General features: G+C 40.8%; 17 protein-coding genes and 2 tRNA genes. 6 read left to right on the plus strand and 13 right to left on the minus strand.

All coding sequences use genetic code 11. From position 1 onward, the window contains the following. Positions 1-130: 130 nt before the first annotated feature. The 3 genes from ABJH64_RS03920 to ABJH64_RS03930 all read left to right on the plus strand — a co-directional run bounded on the left by ABJH64_RS03920 (position 131) and on the right by ABJH64_RS03930 (position 5,781). Entirely contained in the window at positions 131-3,652 is a 3,522-nt protein-coding gene (locus ABJH64_RS03920; RefSeq protein WP_348274596.1) for a PVC-type heme-binding CxxCH protein, read from the plus strand. A gap of 2 nt (positions 3,653-3,654) precedes the next feature. Next, positions 3,655-4,515, plus strand: coding sequence for a sugar phosphate isomerase/epimerase family protein (locus ABJH64_RS03925; protein ID WP_348274597.1), 861 nt, complete (start codon positions 3,655-3,657; stop codon positions 4,513-4,515). A 150-nt stretch (positions 4,516-4,665) separates the two neighbouring features. Further along, positions 4,666-5,781, plus strand: coding sequence for a Gfo/Idh/MocA family oxidoreductase (locus ABJH64_RS03930; protein WP_348274598.1), 1,116 nt, complete (start codon positions 4,666-4,668; stop codon positions 5,779-5,781). Positions 5,782-5,919: 138 nt separating this feature from the next. On the opposite strand, the gene ABJH64_RS03935 is transcribed toward ABJH64_RS03930, so the two are convergent. From ABJH64_RS03935 to ABJH64_RS03950, 4 genes are all read right to left on the minus strand, one after another. Further along, positions 5,920-6,294, minus strand: a complete 375-nt coding sequence (locus ABJH64_RS03935) for a hypothetical protein (protein ID WP_348274599.1) — start codon at positions 6,292-6,294, stop codon at positions 5,920-5,922. Positions 6,295-6,586: 292 nt separating this feature from the next. Further along, positions 6,587-6,659, minus strand: a tRNA-Thr gene (locus ABJH64_RS03940). Positions 6,660-6,758: 99 nt separating this feature from the next. Beyond that, positions 6,759-8,876, minus strand: coding sequence for a DUF349 domain-containing protein (locus tag ABJH64_RS03945; RefSeq protein WP_348274600.1), 2,118 nt, complete (start codon positions 8,874-8,876; stop codon positions 6,759-6,761). A gap of 48 nt (positions 8,877-8,924) precedes the next feature. Further along, positions 8,925-9,494 (minus strand): YqgE/AlgH family protein, encoded by a 570-nt coding sequence (locus ABJH64_RS03950; RefSeq protein WP_348274601.1) that lies wholly within the window; start codon positions 9,492-9,494, stop codon positions 8,925-8,927. A 103-nt stretch (positions 9,495-9,597) separates the two neighbouring features. On the opposite strand from ABJH64_RS03950, the gene pdxH reads away from it, so the two are divergent. Further along, positions 9,598-10,230: a pyridoxamine 5'-phosphate oxidase gene (gene pdxH / locus ABJH64_RS03955; protein ID WP_348274602.1), complete on the plus strand. Its 633-nt coding sequence runs from the start codon at positions 9,598-9,600 to the stop codon at positions 10,228-10,230. Here the strand turns inward: pdxH and bshB1 are convergent, their stop codons facing one another. The 8 genes from bshB1 to ABJH64_RS03995 form a co-directional block, all read right to left on the minus strand. Continuing rightward, positions 10,231-10,947: a bacillithiol biosynthesis deacetylase BshB1 gene (gene bshB1 / locus ABJH64_RS03960; RefSeq protein WP_348274603.1), complete on the minus strand. Its 717-nt coding sequence runs from the start codon at positions 10,945-10,947 to the stop codon at positions 10,231-10,233. Positions 10,948-10,964: 17 nt separating this feature from the next. Then, positions 10,965-12,008 carry a M23 family metallopeptidase gene (locus ABJH64_RS03965; protein ID WP_348274604.1) on the minus strand — a complete coding sequence of 348 codons (1,044 nt, stop codon included), beginning with the start codon at positions 12,006-12,008 and terminating at the stop codon, positions 10,965-10,967. A 9-nt stretch (positions 12,009-12,017) separates the two neighbouring features. Then, the gene (gene trxB, locus ABJH64_RS03970) at positions 12,018-12,962 is read right to left on the minus strand and encodes a thioredoxin-disulfide reductase (protein ID WP_348274605.1); all 945 of its coding nucleotides are present in this window, start codon (positions 12,960-12,962) and stop codon (positions 12,018-12,020) included. A gap of 180 nt (positions 12,963-13,142) precedes the next feature. After that, positions 13,143-14,006, minus strand: coding sequence for a sigma-70 family RNA polymerase sigma factor (locus tag ABJH64_RS03975; RefSeq protein ID WP_057936313.1), 864 nt, complete (start codon positions 14,004-14,006; stop codon positions 13,143-13,145). A gap of 67 nt (positions 14,007-14,073) precedes the next feature. Then, a complete protein-coding gene (pnp, locus tag ABJH64_RS03980) occupies positions 14,074-16,215 on the minus strand; it encodes a polyribonucleotide nucleotidyltransferase (RefSeq protein ID WP_348274606.1) in 2,142 nt (713 codons plus the stop codon). Positions 16,216-16,313: 98 nt separating this feature from the next. Continuing rightward, the gene (rpsO, locus tag ABJH64_RS03985; RefSeq protein ID WP_057936311.1) at positions 16,314-16,589 is read right to left on the minus strand and encodes a 30S ribosomal protein S15; all 276 of its coding nucleotides are present in this window, start codon (positions 16,587-16,589) and stop codon (positions 16,314-16,316) included. A gap of 60 nt (positions 16,590-16,649) precedes the next feature. Then, on the minus strand, positions 16,650-18,428 hold the full coding sequence (locus ABJH64_RS03990; RefSeq protein WP_348274607.1) for an LptF/LptG family permease: 1,779 nt from the start codon (positions 18,426-18,428) through the stop codon (positions 16,650-16,652). A 71-nt stretch (positions 18,429-18,499) separates the two neighbouring features. Beyond that, on the minus strand, positions 18,500-18,895 hold the full coding sequence (locus ABJH64_RS03995; protein WP_348274608.1) for an START-like domain-containing protein: 396 nt from the start codon (positions 18,893-18,895) through the stop codon (positions 18,500-18,502). A gap of 224 nt (positions 18,896-19,119) precedes the next feature. On the opposite strand from ABJH64_RS03995, the gene ABJH64_RS04000 reads away from it, so the two are divergent. After that, positions 19,120-19,193: transfer RNA gene (locus ABJH64_RS04000), tRNA-Met, on the plus strand. 82 nt (positions 19,194-19,275) lie between these two features. Here ABJH64_RS04000 and ABJH64_RS04005 read toward each other — a convergent pair. Beyond that, complete coding sequence (locus tag ABJH64_RS04005; protein WP_348274609.1) at positions 19,276-20,631, minus strand: NAD-dependent succinate-semialdehyde dehydrogenase; 1,356 nt, start codon at positions 20,629-20,631, stop codon at positions 19,276-19,278. A gap of 383 nt (positions 20,632-21,014) precedes the next feature. On the opposite strand from ABJH64_RS04005, the gene ABJH64_RS04010 reads away from it, so the two are divergent. Next, positions 21,015-23,066, plus strand: a complete 2,052-nt coding sequence (locus ABJH64_RS04010) for a glutamine--tRNA ligase/YqeY domain fusion protein (RefSeq protein ID WP_348274610.1) — start codon at positions 21,015-21,017, stop codon at positions 23,064-23,066. The last annotated feature ends 200 nt before the right edge of the window (positions 23,067-23,266 follow it).

A 23,266-nucleotide genomic window follows, 5' to 3' on the forward strand; every position in this document is an offset into this window, starting at 1 on the left:
ATTTATTATACTATTAAGGAGTAATGAAGATACAATTTGACAATATTCAGTCATTTTTCAAGCTTATACAGGAAGAAACGATCAGATTAAACCCTGAATTTAGGCGTATAAAAACTGATAAAATCTTACCATGATTTTTAAGACCCAACTTATACCTAAGTCACCCCTTCTAAGATTGGTGATTTTACTTCTCGCTATCCTCGTGGGGTGCAGCGGCAAAAAAAATAAAAATTTCCTTTCATCCACAGAGCCGAGGCGGGTAGAAATTCTGGTGCTCGGTCATGAAAGTGAGCATCATAATTCGGAAAAACTTATGATGTATTTGCAGACGCCTCTTTTTCAAAAAGGAATAAATCTGACTTACACCACAGATACGAAGGATCTGAATTCCGAAACGCTTGCTAATTACGATGGGTTGATGATTTACGCTAATCACGAGCAGATCACACCAGAACAGGAAGCAGCTTTGAAGTCTTACATAGAAGGAGGAAAAGCCTTGATTCCTATCCATAGTGCTTCTTTTTGCTTCCAAAATTCACCCTGGTACATCGAGGCAGTTGGCGGACAGTTCAACACCCACGGTACAGGAGATTTTACTGCCAGTATCGTAGATGCCACCCATCCCGTGATGGAAGGTATTTCTGAGTTTGAAACCTGGGACGAAACTTACGTACATAGCCAACTCAATCCTGATATGCACGTGCTGATGGAACGTGTGGATGCTACTGGTAAGGAACCTTACACTTGGGTTCGGGAGCAGGGAAAAGGCCGGGTATTTTACACTGCTTTTGGTCACAATGACAAGACATGGGAGAAAAAGGAATTCCAGAATCTGATTGCAAATGGAGTTCTTTGGGCTGTAGGTGAGGAAGTCAATACCCTTTTGGCTGAATACAATATTCCTACTCCACAGTTCGAGGACGCGGAAATTCCTAATTATGAGAAAAGAGATCCAGCCCCCAGGTATCAGTTACCACTTTCGCCAGAGGAATCCATGAAACTGATTCAAGTACCTGTAGGCTTTGAATTAGAGCTTTTTGCCTCAGAACCCATGATCATTAATCCTATGGCAATGGCCTGGGATGAGCGAGGAAGACTTTATGTGATCGAGACAGTGGATTATCCAAATGAGATTCGCAAAGAAAGTGGAGACGATGTGATCAAAATTCTGGAGGATACAGATGGAGATGGCAAAGCGGATAAATCTACAATTTTTGCCGAAGGCTTAAATATTCCAACTTCCATGGTAGCTGTAAATGGCGGCATTCTGATCTCCATGGCACCCGATTTTATTTTCCTAAAGGACACCGATGGAGACGATGTAGCAGATGTCAAAGAAGTGGTAATAACAGGCTGGGGGAAAAGTGATACACATGCCGGACCATCCAATTTGAAATATGGTTTTGATAATAAAGTGTGGGGAGTGCTGGGCTATGCTGGCTTCCGAGGTACAGTCGGTGACACCGAGCATTCCTTCAGCCAAGGCGTATATCGAGTTGATTCTGATGGAACAGATTTAGAATACTTAGGTCACACAAGTAATAATACTTGGGGTTTGGGCTTCACCGAGGACTTCGAAACCTTCATTTCCACCGCAAATGGACAGCATTCCGTGTATTTTTCGATGGCAAATAATTTCCTGAAAAGACCAATTTATCAGGGCTCCGCAAACACAGTTCATGGAATAGACACACATTACGATATGCCGCACCTCACTCCTTTCTTGAGACAGGTGGACTGGCATGGGAGCTATACCGCAGCGGCAGGACATAACTTTTACACCGCAAGAAGTTTCCCTGAGAACTATTGGAATTCAATGGCCTTCGTGGCTGAGCCCACGGGTCGAGTTCTTCACAATGCTAAAATTCTTCCCAAGGGCTCAGGCTATACGGAGAAAAACAACTTTAATATATTGGCGAGCTCTGATGAATGGTTCTCCCCTGTTCACGCGGAAGTAGGCCCGGACGGATCGCTTTGGGTGGCAGATTGGTATAATTTTATCATCCAACACAATCCTACGCCTAGGGGCTGGGAAAATGGCGAAGGCAATGCCTACATCAATCCTATGCGTGACCGGCAACATGGCAGGATCTATCGCCTGAGCTATAAAGGAGGCGAACCTTCCAAAAGCTACGATCTAAAAGATGCTGATTCAGATGAACTTTTGGAGGCAATTCAAAGTGAAAATATGTTTTGGAGATTGACTGCGCAGCGATTGATCGTGGAGTCAAAAAACACAGAAGTTTTAGAAGGATTATATGAAATAATTCAGGACCAAAGTGTAGATAAAATCGGGCTGAATGCTCCGGCAGTCAATGCACTCTGGGCAGTTCATGGTTTGGGTGCATTGGATGGCACAAATGAAACTGCACAGGAAGTGGTGGAAAAAGCCTTGAGTCATCCATCTGCGGCGGTTCGCAAAAATGCGCTTCGTGTACTTCCAAAAAATCCTTCCGCCATGTCAGCTATCATGTCTGGCAACCTACTTCAAGATCCGGATTTGCATACCAGGAAATACGCATTTCTCGCAGCCTCAGAAATGCCGTTCTCAGAGCAGGTGGCGCAGAAGCTGTTGGAAGCCACTAATGACCCGGAAAACCAAAAGGATGACTACTTGCCTCAGGCAATTTTCGCAGCCGTTCTTGGCCATCCAACTGCTTTTGCAGAGCGAGAAAGTTCAAGTGCAATGAAGGATATAGAAGCTCAGGAGCTTAATCTTGCTGACAGAATTTCCAGAAGTTTGATAGCTGAGCAGTATAACTTGGATCAGCGCAACACCATTCTATTCCCTCCAGATCCTACTGGAAAAGAGATTGATATAAAGATTATTGTTTCCAAAGGTAACGATGAGATGAGGGGTATTTTGGCAGCCCAAGGAAATGCAACTAATGGGTATGAGTTGTATATCTATAATAATGCTGTCCACTTTGCGATAGCTCAGGAAGGAAAGGTTGAGATCATCAGTTCGCGCAGAAATCTACCGGACGAGCAATTTACCATTGATGCCACCTTGAAAGAAGATGGAGGTATGTCATTGCAACTAAATGGAGAGCAAGTGGCAAAGGGTAAGACCAAAGGACTATTTACTGTTCCTCTTACTCCTACTCGCGTTCGAGTAGGTCAAGATGATAGCAGAAATCGCATAGGAAAATACGAGGGCGACTGGTGGTTTAATGGCCGTTTGAGTAATAAATCAAGTTTGGCTTTACGCAAGCCTGGCGCTGCTGTAGCAAACGAAACTACCGCATCTGAAAGCAAACCTACTGCTACGACTAGCGGACAAGTGATTAAAATCGCTGTAATTCCTCACGAAATGAAGTTTGACAAAACTACCATTACCGTGAAAGCAGGTTCTCAGGTGACGATTGACTTCGAAAACCCAGACTTTATGCAGCACAACTTGGTGATCGGAAAAGCTGGTTCCTTAGAAGCTATAGGCAAAGCTGCCGATGAATTGGCTCGAAACACCAAAGGCGCAGAGCAGAATTTTGTCCCAAAAATTCCCGAAGTGATCGTTGCTTCACGCTTAGTGGATCCAAACGGCAAAGAATCCCTAGTATTTACCGTTCCCACGGAGCCGGGGGAATATCCATTTGTTTGTACAGTTCCTGGCCACTGGAGGCTGATGAACGGAATTATGATCGTAGAATAGCTATGAGTTTAGATGTAAAATTTGGTGTAAGTACCTGGCTGTGGACTTCTCCATTCAGCTCAGATACTCTTAGGCTTTTTCCCAAAATCAAAGAATTCGGATTTGATGTGGTGGAGATTCCGGTGGAAGATCCTGGATTGATAGATATAAAAGAAGTTAAGCAAGTACTCAATGATAATGGACTTGAGGCGGTGATATGTGGCGCTTTTGGCACGAGCAGAGACTTTACCCATGAGGATACTTCCTTTCATCAAACGAGTTTTGATTACCTAGATCAATGCTTTGAGATAGCGGCTGGCTTAGATGCAAAATTCGTTGCGGGTCCTATGTATTCGGCTGTAGGGAAAGCAAGGCTAGTTTCTCCAGAGCAAAAGAAAATCGAATGGAACAGGGCTGTGACTAACCTGAGGACAGTTTGTCAAACTGCCCGAAAATTTGGGTTGGACATCGCATTAGAAACATTGAATCGCTTTGAAACTGATTTAATCAATACCTGTGAGGAATTGATGAAACTAATCGCTGACATCAACGAACCTGAAGCGAAGGTCATTTTAGATGGTTTTCATATGAATATAGAAGAAACCAATCCAGAAAGAGCAATCAAACTGGCTGGGGAAAAACTAATTCATTTCCAGGTTTCTGAGAATTATAGAGGAACCCCCGGAACGGGTACTACTCCTTGGGAGGCATACAAACGCGGCTTGGAGGCAATCAACTATTCAGGTGTAGTTTCTATAGAAAGCTTCACTCCTGAGATAAAAGAACTAGCTGGAGCGGTTTGTATTTGGAAGCCTTTGGTTCCCTCTCAGGATGAATTCGCTAAGGAAGGTTTGGAATTCCTGAAAAAATGGGCGGGAAAGTGATCTCAGCTTTACGATTTACAAGCTCTTTCGGGACGGTGAAGATTAGCTAAGAAAGATTTTGTAATTGATCCTCCAACATCAAATTTTCCTAAACGAATAGCCAACAACCAGTAACAAACAACCTTTTTTTAACCCTAAGAATATAAAATCATGAGAAACAAACCTTTCAACATCGCCATAATAGGTCTTGGATTCGGAGCCGAATTTATCCCAATCTATCAGAAACATAAGCTGGCAAAAATGTATGCGATCTGTCAGAGGAATAGAGAGAAAGCAGAAGAAATCGCAAAAGCCTTCGGCGTCGAAAAAGTTTACACCGACTATGATGAACTGTTGAAAGATCCGGCCATTGATGCAGTTCATATCAACACGCCTATTCAAAACCACGCCGAGCAATCTCTCAAAGCGCTTCGAGCTGGGAAGCATGTAGCGTGTACAGTACCCATGGCAACATCTGTGGAAGATTGCAAAGCCATCGTGGAAGAGGTGCATCGAACAGGGCTTACCTACATGATGATGGAAACTGTGATTTATAGCCGGGAATTTCTCTTTGTGAAGGAAATGTATGTGAAAGGTGAATTGGGGAAGATTCAATTTCTGAGAGCTTCACATCAGCAGGAAATGGCTGGATGGCCTGGCTATTGGGAAGGACTCCCTCCTATGCATTACGCCACCCACTGCGTGGGTCCTGTTTTGGCTTTGCCGAAGGCGCAGGCTGAATATGTTTCCTGTTTTGGTTCGGGGAGAATTGACGAGAACTTGATTCCAAAGTACGGGTCTCCTTTTGCGATCGAAACATGTCACATTAAATTCAAAGACTCTGATTTGGCAGCAGAGGTAACCCGTTCTCTTTTTAATACCGCAAGACAATATCGGGAGAGTTTTGATGTATATGGATCTAAGAAGTCATTTGAATGGACCTTGGTAGAGCATGAGGATTCGGTGATTCATACAGGAGAAAGTCCGGAGAAAGTAAAGATCCCGGATTACGGTCATTTACTTCCTGACGAAATAGCGCAATTTACGACGGCCGGAGTCTATGATGGAGACGATAATCAGCATTTGTCTTTTATCCAGGGATCAGGTCATGGAGGCTCTCACCCACATTTGGTAAACGAATTTCTGAATGCCTTAACTGAAGAAAGAGCTCCCTATCCAGACGCGCAGGAATCTGCAAACATTACGTGTGTGGGTATTTTGGCTCATGAGTCAGCAATGAATGGTGGAAAGATTATTCCGCTCCCAGAGTTTACTCTCAAAAAATAAAGATTGGAGTTGAAAGAACTTTAATCAATAGTTAGATTGGGCCATTAGATGAAAAAGGCTGGAAGCATCTTCTTCCAGCCCTTTAAAAGATAAGTAGGGTGATTTGCAACTTTTGGTTGTGACTAGGCAGAAAATAACCTACTTAACCCTAGTTCCTTCTACGTCAAACATGCCCATCAAATCGCCGTTAGCGTGGTCATCATCTACTTTTTTAAGCGCCATCGTGACATCATATCCGCTCACAGTGAAAGCTGCATTCAAGACTTCTCCTGAGATGTTCACAGAGGTCATTTTTGTTTCCTCGGATGCTCCTTCTTCAGTGATGAATCCAGTCGTTTTACCTTCTTTCGTTTCAAACCTCATGGGGATTGTAGCATCGCCATTTGGAGTTCCCTTTACGAGTACACTCCATTTGCCTTCATAATACTCAGGAGATGGTGTGAATGTGGTAAAAGCGAAGCTAAGCGTCACTAAAACTACTAAACTGAATACTAGTGTAATTTTTGATTTCATAATGGTTAGGGATTATTGTTTAAAGTTGACACAATAAGTGAAAATTTCTTGTAATCACAAATTATGCATCCTACTATTTCTTTAAAGGAAAAATGCCAGGTACCTTCTATGGTCAGGCGCATACTATCCAAAAAATTCTAATTTCTAATAAAACCCCACCGCGCCAAAGGCCTCGATCTCAGGAGGAGTTTTAAATCCTTGAAAATTCGTCACCACGATTATTCGGGTTAAAAAAAATTGATCGATAAATGCTGTAAAAGCAAAAAGGGAAACATTTCTGTTTCCCTTTTTGAGCCTCCTATCGGGATCGAACCAATGACCTACTGATTACAAGTCAGTTGCTCTACCAGCTGAGCTAAGGAGGCTTATTCCGTTATGGTGATGCAAATATAGAAGATGACTTTATTTGCACCAAACCCTCAGAAAAGAAAATTCCTATCTACCTTATTCTGAGCGAGAAAAATTTAAAACTCTTTCAAAATGGAAAGTTTGCTTTTCAATTTTTCTATCTCTTCTTCTGCTTTTTGAATTTTCAGATCAAACTGATCTTTCAATTTATCCGCTGTTTTAGAAGCTGCAAAGAACTCCAAGTTATTTTTCCATAAGGTGATATTATTCTCCAATTCAGAAATTTGCTTACGAATACCGTGCTCCTTCTTATTCAGCGTTTTCACAGCATTAGGATCTGATTGTAGCCTGTTTAGGTTCAATCTGAAAAGGAAGTCTTCTCTACCTTCACCTTCGGGACTTAATTTTTCAAGGTATAAATCCACCGCAGTTTTGAATTGTCCCTGAATTTCCTTCATGGATTTCCTAGGCACAAATCCTATATCATTGAACTCACCCACCAATTTTGTCAATGCTTCTTCTGAAACTTCACCGCTGTTGGCTGCATCGGTTAGTTGTTTACAGATTGCTTGCTTGGAGACAAGGTTTTCTTCAAATTCAGCATTTGACTGCTTATTCGAATCTCTTCTATTGTCGAAGAATGTGTCACAGGCTGATTTAAAACGTTTATAGAGAGCATCTCTATTTTTTTCGGGAGTTGGACCAAGTTTTTTCCAATCTTGCTGAAGCTTAACCAGTGCATTGGAAGTATTCTGCCAATCCGTATTGTCTTTTAGATCCTCAGCTTTTGATATTAATTCTTCCGCTTTGGCAAGATTTACAGCTCGGACTTCATCTAATTCTTTAAAGAAAAGATTTTTATTGTGGAAAAACTGCTTGAAGGAAGCCCAGAATTGCTTGTTGATTTCCTTACCAGATTCTCGAGGCACTGGGCCTATCTTCTCCCACTTTTTCTGAATTTCAAGGATCTCTTTAGTTTTAGTATTCCACTCCTTTATACGATCTGCTTTGTATTCAGCAAATGGCTTTAATTGCTCAATTAAAGCTTCTTTTTGATCTTGATTTACTTTGAATACTTCTTTCTGACCTTCATAGAAATCCCTTCTTCTATCATAAACTGCATCTGAGGCTGCCTTGAATTGCTGCCACAGTGCTTCTTGTTCTTCTCTAGGAACTGGTCCTATATGCTTAAACTCCTCATGTAGGTCATTGAGAGATTTGATGGCGTCTTTCAAATCTTTCACACTTTTGAGAGCTATCGCTTTCTCTACTAACTCTAATTTATGCTCTAGATTCTTTTTACGGTCAAGCTCTTTCAGCTCAAAATAGATACTTCTATTGTCATAGAAGCGATCCATCAATGCATTATAACTTGCCCAAAGATTCCTATTCTGCGAAGGAGGAACTGGACCTATACTTTTCCACTCTTCCTGTAGGGTTTTGATAGTGGACATACTAAAAGTAGTCTCCTCTCCATCCACAAGTTCGCGTAGCTTGTTTAGCAGTTCAGTTTTAGCTGAGAAGTTATTCTCTTTTTGTTTCTCAGCTTCTTTGCGAAGCGCCCCTAACTGATGACGATATTCGAAGTAATACGTATTAAACTCCTTTTCCTCGTCACTTGGACGGAAGTCAAAATCATCTTCAGCTCCACCTTCAGCTTTGAATTTATCTAGCGCCTCTTCCTTCTCCTTGTGTGTGAATTCATCAAACGCCACTTTGATTTCATGGACCAGCTTGTCAATTCTATAAATATTATCCTGTTTAACTTTACTCTTTAATAAAGCAACCAGCTCAATTTTGGATAGGGATGAGATATCAAGATCCTCCTCATGCAGGTCTTCCTCCTCTTCTGACTCTTCTTCATCTGAGGTAGTTTCGACGGACGATTCCTCTGAAACTGGCTCTTTTTCAGATGTTTCTCTAACATCAGACATGGGAGAAATTGCTTCAGCGTTGGAATTATCTTTAACTTCTGAAAAAACTACGGTAGGTTCAGTGGACTCAGCTTTCTCCGTTTTAGGAGAAGCTTCCTCAGCTTTTGGCAGCTCAGTCACTTCATCAGAGCCTTGCTCAGCCTTAGTTTGATCTTCAGATACGTTTCCGCTTACCTGCTCTGATGAAAGGTTTTCATTTGTTGCAGAATCAGTTTTCTTATCGATACCCTTTTCCTCTTCAGGTTTGGAGGTTTGAGTCACCTTGTCCTGACCGGACAATTCATTACTTTTATCAGTCATAAAAACAATACTATTAGGGCGCAATATGGGCAAAAGTAGGGATTATGCCTAATTTAATCTTGGATCGAGAGGATAATTTGCTATTACTTTAAACTCCCCACCCATGTTTTTTAGCAGGTTTTTCCAGAGTTCTTCAGGAGTAAAATTTAACGTTTGTTCGTCAAGCTTATCACGGCAGATAATCCATGTCTCATCCGCCAACTCGTCTTCCAATTGCTTAGAACCCCACCCGCTGTATCCAAGAAAGAACCTGACTGACTCTTGGTCAATAAGGCCGAGCTTTAAATTATCTACCAACGAATCGTAGTCTCCACCCCACCAGATATTTTCGCCTAAAGAAATACTACCCTCTAAACCACTTTCTCCAGTAAAAATAAAATGTAGCGTATTTTGCTCCACTGGACCACCTACAAAAACCTCTTTGTCCAAAAAATCTAAAACCTCAACTAACTCCCCTAACTTCAGAATAGAAGGTTTGTTGATTATCAAACCAAAGCTTCCCTCCTCATTATGCTCACATAAAAGCACTACAGAACGAACAAAATTCTCATCCTGCAAAAATGGTTCTGATATCAGAAGATCTCCTGCTTTAGGGTTGTGTAGTTTGTTGTTGCTCATGCATCTAATTTTTCTAAATTATTGAAAAATATAGATCATAATTTTTTAAATGCAATACCGATGGTAATTTTATCTTCAAGAAATATAAGAATAAGCATAAGCAATGGATATCGCAGCAATACGTAAAGATTACTCAATTAAATCATTGAATATCAATGATGTAAATACTGACCCTTTAAAGCAATTTGAGTCTTGGTTTGTAGAAGCAATTAATGCAAACGTATTAGAAGTCAATGCTATGACTGTTTCCACTATTGGGCTGGACGGATTTCCTAATGCTAGAATTCTTTTGCTAAAAGGTGTGGACACAGGATTTGTATTCTATACTAATTATCTCAGTGAAAAAGGCAGAGAACTAGAAATCCACGATCATGCGTCTTTGACTTTTTTCTGGCCAGAGCTTGAGCGCCAAGTGCGAGTAAGAGGCAGAGTGGAAAAAGTAACAGCTGAGGAATCTGACACCTATTTTTTCTCCAGGCCAGTGAGTTCACAGATTGGAGCATGGGTCTCTCCACAAAGCACAGAAATTTCCTCAAGGGAATATTTGACTAAACGTCAGCAGGAATTAGAAGAACAATTTGTAACACAACAACTATCCAGACCGCCTCACTGGGGAGGTTATCGTATGATTCCGTCCTGCATCGAATTCTGGCAGGGCAGACCTAGCAGACTGCACGATAGAGTCAGATATGATTTTCGTGAAGGAAGTTGGTTTATATCCAGGCTTGCGCCCTGATTACTTTAGGCTAAAAAGATCATCTACACCAATCATTCGCTCTACGGTAAAGCCTTCACCATATTTTGTGAGGATTTTATGTCCGAATTCCCGTGCTCTAGCTTCTATGAAGGGCAAAAACTCAGGATCTGAAATAAAGCTCATTGGTTCTTGACTAGAGGCATCGTAGAATTGTGACTGAAAGGCCAAAATACTGTCGATTTTTGTCTGCCAATAAGGAGTAATATCAATCACAAAATCAGGTTCAATGTAGTTGTTTTGGATGTAATGGTACACATACTTAGGCCTCCAGGGTTCTTGTTGGATTCCGTCAATATGTGTTTCAATCTTGCGGAGACCGCTCATGAAACATGCTGTACTAGCCAAACTTGATCCTTTGCCATGATCTGGGTGTCGGTCCGTCACAGCATTAGCCAAAACAATCTCGGGTTGGTATTTTCGAAGTATTTCGATCAGCTTGAGCTGATGTGCTTCATCATTTTGGAAGTAAACATCCTTAAAGCCAAGGTTTTCTCTCACTGATAATCCTAGGATTTTACTGGCAGCATCTGCCTCCTCTAGTCGTAATTGTGGCGTCCCACGCGTCCCCATTTCGCCTTGGGTGAAATCAATTATTCCTACTTTATGGCCTTTTGCAATATGAGCAGCAATAGTTCCAGAGCAACCTAATTCGGCATCATCTGGGTGTGCAGCAAAAACCAATATATCCAGTTTCATACGTTTTCCTGTTTTGATTATTTAACTCGTAGGTTTTGACCGATTTTTAGGATAGTCCGCGTAGAAATGCCATTTAATCTAGTGAGTGAGCTTACCGACACGCCATATTTACGAGCAATTGAACCTAGATTCTCGCCCTTTTTAACTTTATGATATGCATTAGTTCTAGCTTGAACTATATTTCCAAAAAGTGCAGGCGTGATTTGATAGTTTTGATTGAGAATCTTGTATTCGGGGAAATCGTAAACCTTCTCTGCATCAAAAGCTAGACCTCTATATCGAAGCTCGTAATGAAGGTGCGATCCGGTACTTTTACCTGTGTTACCGCCTTTAGCAATCAATTCACCTGCTTTTACCTCCTGCCCTATGTCAACGAGCTGCTTAGATAAATGTCCATAAAGTGTTTCTAAGCCATTTTTGTGACGTACGACGATATAATAACCATAGCCATATCTATCATAAGATTTGATTCGAACTATACCATCAAAAGCACTGTAAACTGGATCACCAGTATTCAAATCTAGGTCAGTGCCATAATGCCACCTTCTCCATCTATAGCCATAGGGTGAAGTAACAGGCGTAGTTTCCAATGGCATACTGTAATTATACCCATAAAACTCATCATACAGCTGTATGTTTATGGTGTCTTTAAAAGACTTAGGATCAAAATTATAAATATCGATTTTATTGGAATCCCAAGAGGAATAATATTCAAAAGCAGTTACCCAAATGCTGTCAATTTGAATCTGTTCTGAAACTTTGATCAGCTGATTGGTGGGAGCCCAGATCATAATATTCCGGTCTTCACTGATAATTGACTTTACACGCCCGAGATTTACGTTGTTTTCAAAAATTATAGAATCAGTGACTGAAGTCAAAGTCCTAAGATAGGACTCCTGATCAAATGCCCTAAGTTCTATATTTCTACGCTCCTGGGTGTTTCCAGAGGATTGTGTCGTGTTATTTTTCTTGATAATCTTCGGAAAAATTTGAGCATTGGCAATTGAAGCGCCAATGCTCAGATTAATACAGAAGACTATAAATAGGATTGAGTACCTCATTTATTGGGTTTATTCATTCTCGAACTCTGCCAAATATCGCTCAGCATCCAAGGCAGCCATACAACCTGTACCAGCTGCGGTCACAGCTTGTCTATAGATGTTATCTTGAGCATCTCCACAAGCGAAAACGCCTTCAACATTTGTTTTGGTACTTCCTGGGATAGTTTTGATATATCCAGCATCATCCATATGAATAAAATCTTTGAATATGCCGGTGTTTGGTTGATGTCCAATAGCAACAAAGAAGCCAGAAATGGCGATTTCAGATTTTTCGCCTGTTTTATTGTTAAAGATCCTAACTCCTTTTACTTCCTCATCTCCAAGGATCTCATCCGTCTCGGTATTCCAGAGAATTTCGATTTTAGGATTATTCATTACACGCTTTTGCATAATCTGTGAAGCGCGCATTTCATCCTTACGTATAAGCATGTACACTTTGCTACAGATATTGGAAAGATAAGAAGCTTCCTCACAAGCCGTATCTCCCGCGCCTACTATAGCTACTTCTTGTCCTCTAAAGAAGAAACCATCACAAACTGCGCAAGCTGAAACTCCTTTACCGTTCAATCGTGTTTCACTTTCGATCCCAAGCCATTTGGCTGATGCTCCAGTGGATATCAAGACAGTATCTGCATGTATGGTTACTTGTTCATCTATTATTACGGTGTGCGGCTTAGTAGAGAAATCTACACTAGTAGCCAAGCCATATCGTACCTGAGTGCCAAAGCGTTCTGCTTGTTTTCTAAAGTCTTCCATCATCTCTGGCCCCGTTATGCTGTTTGGATATCCAGGGTAATTTTCCACATCATTGGTGATGGTCAATTGACCACCTGGCTGTCCGCCGGTGTACAAGACAGGAGAAAGGCCTGCTCTAGATGCATATATAGCTGCAGTGTAACCTGCTGGTCCTGATCCAATGATCAAAACTTTTACTTTTTCAATTTCTGGTTTCATTAATAGGATATATTAAATCGGGCAAATTTTATGATTTAGGCTTTAGTAACAAAGTTGCATCTTGTTAAAATTCCCTAAGCTTTCGATCTAAGGAAATATTTTATATAGGATTAGACACAAAATTTGGCAGGTACTAAAATAAAAAAGGGGGCTAAGACCCCCTTTTTGTTGTATGATTTGTTATCCGAGGTAAGGTTTAAGTGTCTTACTACGGGAAGTATGTCTCAGACGGCGAATCGCCTTTTCTTTGATTTGTCTTACTCGCTCTCTAGTAAGGTTGAATTTCTCTCCGATCTCCTCCAAAGTCATCGCATGCTCACCGTTCAATCCAAAGTAAAGCGTAATTACATCAGCTTCTCTTTGCGTTAAGGTAGATAGTGCACGCTGAACTTCTTTTCGAAGCGAATCATTCATCAAACCATCGTCTGGCTTTTCATCCCCATCATTTTCCAACACATCCAAAAGGCTATTTTCTTCACCTTGAACGAATGGTGCATCCATAGATACGTGACGACCAGAAATCTTCATTGTATCCACTACCTCGTTGGCAGTGACTTCCAGCACTTCTGCCAATTCCTCTGGAGATGGCTCACGCTCAAATTTCTGCTCCAGCTCACTGAAAGTCTTGCTGATCTTATTCAAAGAACCTACTCTGTTCAATGGAAGACGGACAATTCTAGATTGCTCTGCAAGTGCCTGAAGGATGGATTGTCTAATCCACCAAACGGCATAAGAGATGAATTTAAATCCACGAGTCTCATCAAATCGCTGTGCAGCTTTGATCAGACCAAGATTACCCTCGTTGATCAAATCTCCCAAAGAAAGTCCTTGGTTTTGATACTGCTTGGCAACCGATACTACAAATCGAAGATTGGCTTTAGTCAATTTTTCCAGTGCCAATTGGTCACCTTCTCTAATTCTCTTGGCCAGAACTACCTCTTCATCTGCTGTCAACAGGTCAACTTTGCCAATCTCTTGAAGATATTTATCCAGGGATTGACTTTCTCTGTTAGTAATCTGTTTGCTAATCTTTAGCTGCCTCATTCAGGAATATGATTTGTGAAATTTAAAATATTAAGAGAATCAAATTAATCAAATGTTTCGATTAACCTTAGGAATTAGATGCTGGTTTTTCTGGTTTTGGCAACAAAGCCTTTCTTGAAAGCTTGAATTTGCCAGTTTTCTTATCAACATCTATCAATTTAACCTGTATTTCTTCTCCTGGCTCAAGAACACCGTCCATAGTTTCTACGCGCTCGTGCTTGATTTCGGAGATATGAAGTAAACCATCCTTACCCGGCATAAATTCCACAAATGCTCCAAAAGGTTGAATATTTTTCACCTTACCAGTATAGGTCTCTCCTATTTCAGGCTGAGCCACGATCGCTTTGATCCGCGAAAGAGCGGCATTAAGTTTATCTTGATTAGCAGAGAAAATATTGATTTTACCCTGATTGTCAATTTCTTCGATGACAATAGTAGCTCCAGTATCTTTCTGGATTTCTTGGATGACTTTGCCTCCAGGCCCAATCACTGCCCCGATCAATTCCTTAGGAATGAACATCACAAAAGATCTTGGGGTATGTGGCTTCAATTCAGGCTTCGGCTCAGCGAGAGTTTTAGTAATTTCATTCAAAATATGAAGTCTTCCGTCTTTTGCCTGAAGCAATGCCTCTTTTAAAACTGAATAATCAAGTCCTTCTACCTTCAAATCCATCTGACAAGCAGTGATACCTTTTGATGTTCCAGTGACTTTGAAATCCATATCACCTAGATGATCTTCGTCTCCCAAAATATCAGAAAGAATAGAATACTTACCTGTTTTCGCATCAGAGATCATTCCCATAGCGATACCAGTTACTGCAGATTTGATTGGGATACCTGCATCCATCAATGCCAAGGACCCGGCACAAACAGTAGCCATAGAAGATGAACCATTCGATTCAAGTATGTCAGAAACTATACGGATAGTATATGGATTTTGGTCTGCTGGAGGAAGAACTTTCTTCAAAGCTCTCATAGCCAAGTTACCATGCCCTACTTCTCTTCTTCCAGGACCTCTGTTAGGTTTTACCTCACCTGTAGAGAAGCCTGGGAAATTATAGTGTAAGTAAAATTTATTGTATCCTGAGATAGTCGCTCCATCTACCATCATTTCGTCCATCTTAGTACCTAGTGTACAAGTGGTCAAGGATTGAGTTTCACCTCTGGTGAATACAGCTGAACCGTGAGCAGATGGCAAGTAATCAACTACAGACCAGATTGGTCTTACTTCATCTAACTTTCTACCATCCAGTCTTTTCTTTTCATTCAAAGTCAAGTTTCTAGCAGCTTCTTTATGGATTTTGCTGAAATATGGACCGATTAGACTTGCTTCGTACTCGTGCTCTTCGCCCAGACTAGCTACGAATTCTTCCTTGATTTCTTTTATTAAGGCAGAACGCTCAGATTTGTTAGCGATGAGTTTTCCGACCGCAGCATATAACTTGTCGTAAACTTCCGCTCTCATTTTATCGAAAAGAGCTGGATCAGATTTCTCGTGATTGTATTCTCTTTTAACTTCTTTTCCTACGAGTTTTGTCAACTCGATTTGAGCTTGGCAATGTCTCTTGATTTCCTCATGAGCATATTGCATCGCTTCAAGCATTTCCTCTTCTTGGATCTCGTTAGCTTCACCTTCTACCATAAGGATAAAGTCAAGAGACCCTGCCACGATAAATTCCAAAGAAGCAGTTTCCAGCTCAGTTGGAGTTGGGTTGATTTTCAGTTTCCCATCGATTTTCGCTACGCGAACTTCAGAGATAGGTCCATTGAAAGGAATATCAGACACTGCAAGAGCAGCCGAAGCAGCTAGACCGGCTAATGCATCTGGAAGAACCTCATCATCACCACTTATTAATGTGATGGCGATTTGAGTATCTGCATGGTAATCATCTGGAAAAATAGGACGAATAGCTCTATCAACGATACGGCTAATCAAAATTTCATAATCAGAAAGTCTGCCTTCTCTCTTCAAAAAACCGCCTGGGATTTTTCCGGATGAAGCAAACTTCTCTTGGTAGTCAACAGACATTGGTAAAAAGTCAACACCTTCTCCAGCTTCCTTCTTAGATACTACGGTAGCCAAAAGCATTGCCTTGCCCATCTTCACTACTACGGATCCATCAGCTTGCTTAGCCAATGCACCTGTTTCAATTATAATTTCTCTGCCATCCTCTAAAGTAATGGTCTTGGTGATTAAGTTCGGTAACATAAATGATTGTTAGTTTGCGTCGTTAGTAGTAAAAGTCCTCGGATAACCTTAAAAATAAAAAAGTAAGGTTCTCACTCAAGAGAACCTTACTAGTTTGGTTATTTTCTGATTCCTAGTTCGGCGATGATTGATCTGTATCGCTCGATCTCTTTCTTATGAAGGTAATCTAATAGGCTTCTTCTCTTACCTACTAGCTTCAACAAACCAAGTCTTGAGGAGTGATCCTTCTTATTTGACTTCAAGTGCTCAGTCAAATGCTTGATTCTGTGTGTAAAGAGGGCAATCTGAGACTCAGGTGATCCTGTGTCAGTAGCAGATTTTAACCGTCCATGATTCTTAAATAACTCTTCTTTAATCTCTGAGGATAAATACATGTTTAGCTAAATTTTGTAAAACAACCACAAAGGTAAGGTTTAATTTGAAAAAACGAAAACCTATTTCTTTTTTGCTTGAAGAAGTTTATAACGTTTCTGAAGGCCATTCCAAGCATTGACATAAAAGTCAGGCTCAAATAATCTGGCATCTTTTCTGGCCTGCTTCACAAAGAATAAACCGAATGGAAGTAGGCAGAGATTGGAGAAGAAAGTGCCAAACAAAGGATCCACAAGGCCTTCCTTAGCCCACTTCTCTCCTGTCATGGTAAGCATGTAAAAGACGATGAAGAAAATAATTGAAATCAGAACAGGCATTCCCAACCCTCCCTTTTTAATGATTGCTCCAAGCGGTGCTCCTATTAAAAACATCGCAAAACAGGCAAATGCCTGGGTATATTTCTGATACCAAGCAATTTCGAATCTCCTATAATCTCTCTCCAAGTTTTCGATCATAGTATTTTTCACATTAAATTGATTTTTCAGACTCCGAGAATTATTCAGGGCCATAGTCACCGCACTTTGGTAATACCTTCTGCTGCTTGCCATGGAATCGATTTTCGAGCGTTCAAGGTCTGTAAGTGCTGCTGTACGTGGCTTTGCTTTCGCCAAGGCATTATTTATTGAATCTAGAACATCGGTTAAACTTTCTTTATTATCAGCCTTTTTTGGTAACTCAAATAAAGAGTCGCTTGGAGAAATTTTGCTGGACGCAACTACTGCATTTCTATCCAAACTAATAGAATCATCAGTAAAGACAACTCTATTCGATTCGGGACCTTCTACAATGGTAGAAGAGGGTGCTGTTTGGGTCATTGTCCTAGCTAGCTCTAGAGAATCTGAGAGTGCTTTTTCAAGTCTTTTTTTACGACTTCTGGTGGAATCATCCGCCATCTTTCGTTCCATTATATCTGGAGAAGGTTTTAATTTTCTTTCTCTAGTAAAAAATGGGTACACACTTTCTGCCTCTCTAAAGTTGTAATAGCGTTGATCGTTCACCAAAGTTCCAATAGAATCTAGACCCACTTTTATCTCAGATATATTTTTAATAGATCTATTTGTCGACCAAGCTTCTTCTGCAGTTCTATTCAGTTTGAATGTATTATTCAGATCAAACACTACCTCATTTGCATCAAAAGAGGTTCTTGTAAATTCTACGGGTTTCTCAGCGATTCCTCTTGTCTGCCTCTCCTCTCTATATTTTTTACCATGATAGAGAGAAAGCTTCATGTAGTTTTCATTGAAAAATGGCTCCAATCTTCCTGAATCAGCCAGCGTTACATCCAAATTACCAGACTGTCCATTAGCATGATTGTAAATCAGAATATTCTTCAATCCATACTCCCCTATTTTCTCATTGACCTTGATACTATAGCCAGGAATGCCATTATAAAATACGCCCGCCTTGATTTCCAGCGCCGGAGATTTCATCCGGATATCATAGAGTAAACTAAAAGTCTTCAGATTAACCTTGGGCACCAGGTAATTATTAGACAAATAGGCCGCAAAAGAGAGAATGACCACAAAAACACCTATGGGACGTAAAGCTCGAAGCAAGGAAATTCCGGAACTTTTGATAGCTGTCAATTCGAAATGCTCTCCCAAGTTCCCAAATGTCATCAAACTCGAAAGCAAAACTGCCAAAGGCAATGCCATAGGTGAAATACTGATCACAAAATACCCAATCAGCTCTGCATAGATCCAAAAGCTCAGACCTTTTCCAAAAATCTCATCGAAGTATTTCAGCATGTTGACCGTCAACAGGATGAAATCCACGACAATAAAAGTTAATAAAAATGGGCCCAAAAAAGACCCAAGTATAAGTTTATCTAGTTTCTTCATTATTCAAACTGCTCTGATGGCACATACGATGCCTCAGAGTCGAAGTTCAAAATTGCTAAAATCAATTGAGATTACCCACCAATAATATCTTTCAATCTACCGATCAGCCCTTCCCATATTGCTACGAGCTCGTCATCCTCATAGCTATCTGAATAATCAATCACTTTTAAGAACAGGGTCTGGGTAAGATCATTTTCTTCTAATTTGAACTCTATGTAAGCATGATCCGATTCATCTGGATTTTTGGGGTCATAGAATTCAAATTTCACATGAGAATTACTTCGCTGGGAAGCAAGTCGAGCATAATGGTCTTCACTGTCAAAATTAAAGATATAGTTTTTATCTTCGTTTATTTTTACTTCATCAGCAAACCACTCCTCTAATCCACTCGCAGTGCTTAAATAGTGGAAAACTATTTTTTTGGATGCATTGATTTGATAATCAGCAACAAACTTATTTTTAACCATAATTTTCAATTTTACAGGGTATAAAAAATTACTTTTTTAAAGAACGTCAGCTTGTTTTTCACAATACAAGACCTCATATTTGCATTCCCATTCAAAAGGGAGGTATTCCAGTCAGAAAATAAACGATTTTCAACTAGTAGTTTTGGTGTTTGAATGTGCTTTAATATAGGCATTAATTTCAAAAATCAATACCTGAAAAAAATCATTGAAAAATAATAGTATTTGGCGAGGTAGCTCAGTTGGTTAGAGCGCAGGATTCATAACCCTGAGGTCGGGAGTTCAAATCTCCCTCTCGCTACACAAAGGCTTTCAGAAATGAAAGCCTTTTTTTTTCTGAAATGTAGCTCAATTTTACTACAGGAATTCTAAACTCTATTTCCTTACTTCACATATACCGTCTTGCGATTGATAAATTCCATCATCCCATCTTTCGCTAATTCACGTCCATATCCTGAGCGTTTCGTTCCTCCAAAGGGTAATCTAGGATCAGACTTCACCAATTCATTGATGAAGTAAGCTCCATCAGAAACTTGATCTGACATGCTAAGTGCTTTTTTAACATCCCTGGTGCAGACCGTCACTCCAAGCCCATATTTTGACAATTCCGAAAGACGGTAGGCGTCCTGCTCATCCTTTGCACGGATCATGGCTGCCAGAGGACCAAAAGTTTCCTCGTCAAAAGCTGGCATTCCAGGCATCACATTTCCTAAAATAGTAGGCTCATGGTAGCTTTTATCTTGATTTCCGCCCAAAAGCAGCTTTGCGCCAGCTTCAATAGACTTTTTTACTTGATTTTGTAATTCATCAGCTAAATCCTCTCTCGCCAACGTACCGATCTGTGTCTCTTCGGACATGGGATCACCGGATTTCAGTTTTTTTACTGCTTCAGTGAATTTCGACACAAACTCTTCATAAATATCTTCCACTATAATAAATCGTTTAGCAGCAATACAGCTTTGACCGCTGTTCATCATTCGCGCATTGACGGCTGTTTCAACCACTTGATCCAGATCTGCGTCTTTCCAGATGATGAACGCATTGCTACCACCCAGCTCCATTAAGGATTTCTTGAGGTATTTTCCCGCCAATGCTGCGATGGCTGCGCCGGCACCTTCACTACCTGTGAGCGTTACGGCTTTGATTACATCATGGGCTATGATGTCTTCCGTCTGTTCATGATTGAAGATTAGATTTTGAAAAACTCCAGAGGGAAATCCAGCCTTGGAAAACACCTCCTCAATTAATTTTGCGCAGCCGATCACGTTCGAAGCATGCTTTAAAATACCCACATTTCCAGCCATTAACGTCGGAGCAGCAAATCTAAAGACCTGCCAAAAAGGAAAATTCCATGGCATGACGGCTAGAATGGTTCCTATTGGCTCATGTTTGACAAAGCTGGTGCTGGCGTCTGTTTTAATAACTTCATCTCTCAAAAATTCTTCTGTATGCTCCGCATAATAATCACACGCCAAGGCACACTTAATTACCTCGCTTTTTGATTCGGAGATTGGTTTTCCCATTTCCTGAGTAATCATTTCCGCGTAAGTGGCAGCATTTTCTCGCAACACTTCCCCGGCCCTACGCATCAATTTGGCACGCTCAGGTATGGCCACTTTACGCCAGGACCGATATGCCGCTTGGGATGCTTCTAAGGCAGATTTGATTTCTTCATCGGTATGTCCATGGTGTTTGGCGATGATATTTCCATTATAAGGGTTGGTGCTTGTATATTCCATTTGAATCGGGTTTAATTAAGTTATGTAGGATTGCAAAGTGCTTCAATCCAGCGAAAGAATGAATTTTAACATATCTATATCCGCATTGCGTACAGTCAAGGACAAAAGCATAGTTGGATTTGGTTGATTTATGAATTAAGGCCTATCGGTCAACGGTCTTTTGATTGGATGAGTAAGGGGGTTTTGGATTCTGTACAGACTACCGATAATCATCATGCGATAAGTGGTGTAGCCTACGTGATTCTTGTTTTAACTATCATTTAAAAGGAATGGTTTATTTGAAGGAAGGAAACCAACAATCAAACCTTTCGCTTCTCAAGCAATTTGCCTGTAAAGTTGTAAATACCCCTATTTGACTTAATTTTGGGTTTCAATTTTCACCCATGACAGAAGAAAAAGAATCACTCAATTTCCTAGAACAACTTATTGAAGACGATCTAGCCGCTGGCTTTCCTAAGGACCAGCTTCGATTTCGTTTTCCTCCAGAGCCAAATGGCTACCTTCATATTGGTCATGCAGCTTCCATTTGCCTAAATTTTGGTTTGGGAGAAAAGCATAATGCCCCGGTGAATCTTCGCTTTGACGACACTAATCCTGCCAAAGAAGAGCAGGAATACGTAGATGCTATCAAAAATGATATTCAATGGCTAGGTTTCGAATGGGCTACAGAGTGTTATTCTTCTGATTACTTTCAGCAGCTATATGATTGGGCTATCCAATTAATCAAAGAAGGCAAAGCCTATGTGGACGGTCAGTCTGCTGAGATGATGGCTGCGCAAAAAGGAACGCCAACTACCCCTGGTGTAGCTGGGCCTTATCGTAACACTACTGTTGAAGAAAATCTCGAGTTATTTGCCCGAATGAAAGCTGGGGAATTTGAGCAGGGAAGCTATGTGCTTCGCGCTAAAATTGACATGGCATCACCTAATATGCTGATGCGCGACCCCATATTATATAGAATCGTGAAGCGTGCACATCACCGAACCGGAACCGATTGGTGCATCTATCCTATGTACGATTGGACACACGGGGAGTCAGATTATATAGAGCAAATTTCCCATTCCCTTTGTACCCTTGAGTTCAAAATGCATCGGGAATTGTACGATTGGTTTCTAGACCAAATCTATGATCCTGCCAAACTGAGGCCTAAGCAAAGAGAATTTGCTCGTAGAAATCTTAGCTACACGGTGATGAGTAAGCGGAAATTGCTGGAATTAGTTGAAGGAAAAACTGTATCCGGATGGGATGATCCCCGAATGCCCACGATTTCAGGATTGAGAAGACGAGGCTACACGCCGGAATCTATCCGCAAATTTTCTGATCTTTCTGGGATTTCGAAGCGAGATTCGGTCACAGACGTCTCCTTATTGGAATACTGCATACGTGAGGACCTTAACAAAACTGCCACCCGCGTTATGGCGGTATTGGATCCAGTGAAATTGGTGATTACAAATTACCCTGCGGGGAAAACTGAAATTTTGGAAGCTGAAAATAACCCGGAAGATCCAACTTCGGGAACTCATGAGCTTCCGTTTTCTGGTGAATTGTATATAGAGCAGGAAGATTTCAAAGAAAACGCTGGGAACAACTTCTTCCGATTGACTCTAGGAAATGAAGTTCGGCTGAAAAGCGCTTACATCATAAAAGGTGAATCTGTAGTAAAAGATGCAGCGGGAAATATCCTGGAAATACATTGCACTGCAGACTTTGATTCTAAATCTGGAAGTGGCACGGAAGCAAGTACCCGAAAGGTGAAAGGAACACTACACTGGGTTTCTATACAGCACGCTATCAAAGCCGAAGTCCGTGAGTATGATAGACTTTTCTTGGACGAAGCTCCTGACAGTCACGAGGACAAAAATTTTATGGAATTCATCAACCCGAATTCTCTAAGAGTGATCAAAGAGGCCTATCTGGAGCCTTTTCTAAAGAATGCGAGTATGAGCGACAAGTTCCAATTTCAACGCTTGGGATACTTTACGCTAGATAAGGACTCCACGACAGACAACCTGGTTTTCAATAAAACTGTTGGGTTGCGTGATTCTTGGGCAAAGCAAAATCCTGCTCCAACTCCGCAAACTAATCAGCCTAAAGCAAAGCAAAATCAAGGCGGTGGGCAGTCCCAAGGCCAGCGCTCTGCCTTAAATGAAATTCAGAAAATAGCAAAAAAATACACTAACCTTTCTGGAGATAAATTAGCTGCAGCAAGAGCCGACATAGCCAAGTTGGCTGAAGAAGTAAGCTATGAAGAATTGGAACCGTTGTTTCAGACTGCTACCAAAAAAGTGGGCACTCGCATTGGGGTAATGATCGCTTTAGGCGTTTTGCTGAACAAAGGTCAAGAGAGAAATTCAGCTATCGAAGCTTTTATTAAAGCAGGATCAGAGGATGAGAATGAAGAATTGGCAAAGGAAAGTCTAAGTATTCAGTCTTAGTATCCAGATTTCAGCGAAATAACTTGGAGCTTTTTTGGCCATTTTATCCTAATATTTGAAAGGTAAATAGGCTTATCAATATTTTAAAATCGCTTGTTGAGCTAGCTTAACAAGCGATTTTCTTTATGTCTAGTTCTTCTTTTCACTCACTCTATCTACTGTATTTCCCGAGATTTAGATTTTCAGTGCTGGTACTGGGG

This window comes from Algoriphagus sp. (genome assembly GCF_039969895.1).
In the GTDB taxonomy this organism is placed as follows: domain Bacteria; phylum Bacteroidota; class Bacteroidia; order Cytophagales; family Cyclobacteriaceae; genus Algoriphagus.

Bases quoted from the DNA above. Each gene is read 5' to 3' on its own strand.
- ABJH64_RS03920 (WP_348274596.1), top strand. From the start codon at position 131: ATGATTTTTAAGACCCAACTTATACCTAAGTCACCCCTTCTAAGATTG.
- ABJH64_RS03925 (WP_348274597.1), top strand. From the start codon at position 3,655: ATGAGTTTAGATGTAAAATTTGGTGTAAGTACCTGGCTGTGGACTTCT.
- ABJH64_RS03930 (WP_348274598.1), top strand. From the start codon at position 4,666: ATGAGAAACAAACCTTTCAACATCGCCATAATAGGTCTTGGATTCGGA.
- ABJH64_RS03935 (WP_348274599.1), bottom strand. From the start codon at position 6,294: ATGAAATCAAAAATTACACTAGTATTCAGTTTAGTAGTTTTAGTGACG.
- ABJH64_RS03945 (WP_348274600.1), bottom strand. From the start codon at position 8,876: ATGACTGATAAAAGTAATGAATTGTCCGGTCAGGACAAGGTGACTCAA.
- ABJH64_RS03950 (WP_348274601.1), bottom strand. From the start codon at position 9,494: ATGAGCAACAACAAACTACACAACCCTAAAGCAGGAGATCTTCTGATA.
- pdxH (WP_348274602.1), top strand. From the start codon at position 9,598: ATGGATATCGCAGCAATACGTAAAGATTACTCAATTAAATCATTGAAT.
- bshB1 (WP_348274603.1), bottom strand. From the start codon at position 10,947: ATGAAACTGGATATATTGGTTTTTGCTGCACACCCAGATGATGCCGAA.
- ABJH64_RS03965 (WP_348274604.1), bottom strand. From the start codon at position 12,008: ATGAGGTACTCAATCCTATTTATAGTCTTCTGTATTAATCTGAGCATT.
- trxB (WP_348274605.1), bottom strand. From the start codon at position 12,962: ATGAAACCAGAAATTGAAAAAGTAAAAGTTTTGATCATTGGATCAGGA.
- ABJH64_RS03975 (WP_057936313.1), bottom strand. From the start codon at position 14,006: ATGAGGCAGCTAAAGATTAGCAAACAGATTACTAACAGAGAAAGTCAA.
- pnp (WP_348274606.1), bottom strand. From the start codon at position 16,215: ATGTTACCGAACTTAATCACCAAGACCATTACTTTAGAGGATGGCAGA.
- rpsO (WP_057936311.1), bottom strand. From the start codon at position 16,589: ATGTATTTATCCTCAGAGATTAAAGAAGAGTTATTTAAGAATCATGGA.
- ABJH64_RS03990 (WP_348274607.1), bottom strand. From the start codon at position 18,428: ATGAAGAAACTAGATAAACTTATACTTGGGTCTTTTTTGGGCCCATTT.
- ABJH64_RS03995 (WP_348274608.1), bottom strand. From the start codon at position 18,895: ATGGTTAAAAATAAGTTTGTTGCTGATTATCAAATCAATGCATCCAAA.
- ABJH64_RS04005 (WP_348274609.1), bottom strand. From the start codon at position 20,631: ATGGAATATACAAGCACCAACCCTTATAATGGAAATATCATCGCCAAA.
- ABJH64_RS04010 (WP_348274610.1), top strand. From the start codon at position 21,015: ATGACAGAAGAAAAAGAATCACTCAATTTCCTAGAACAACTTATTGAA.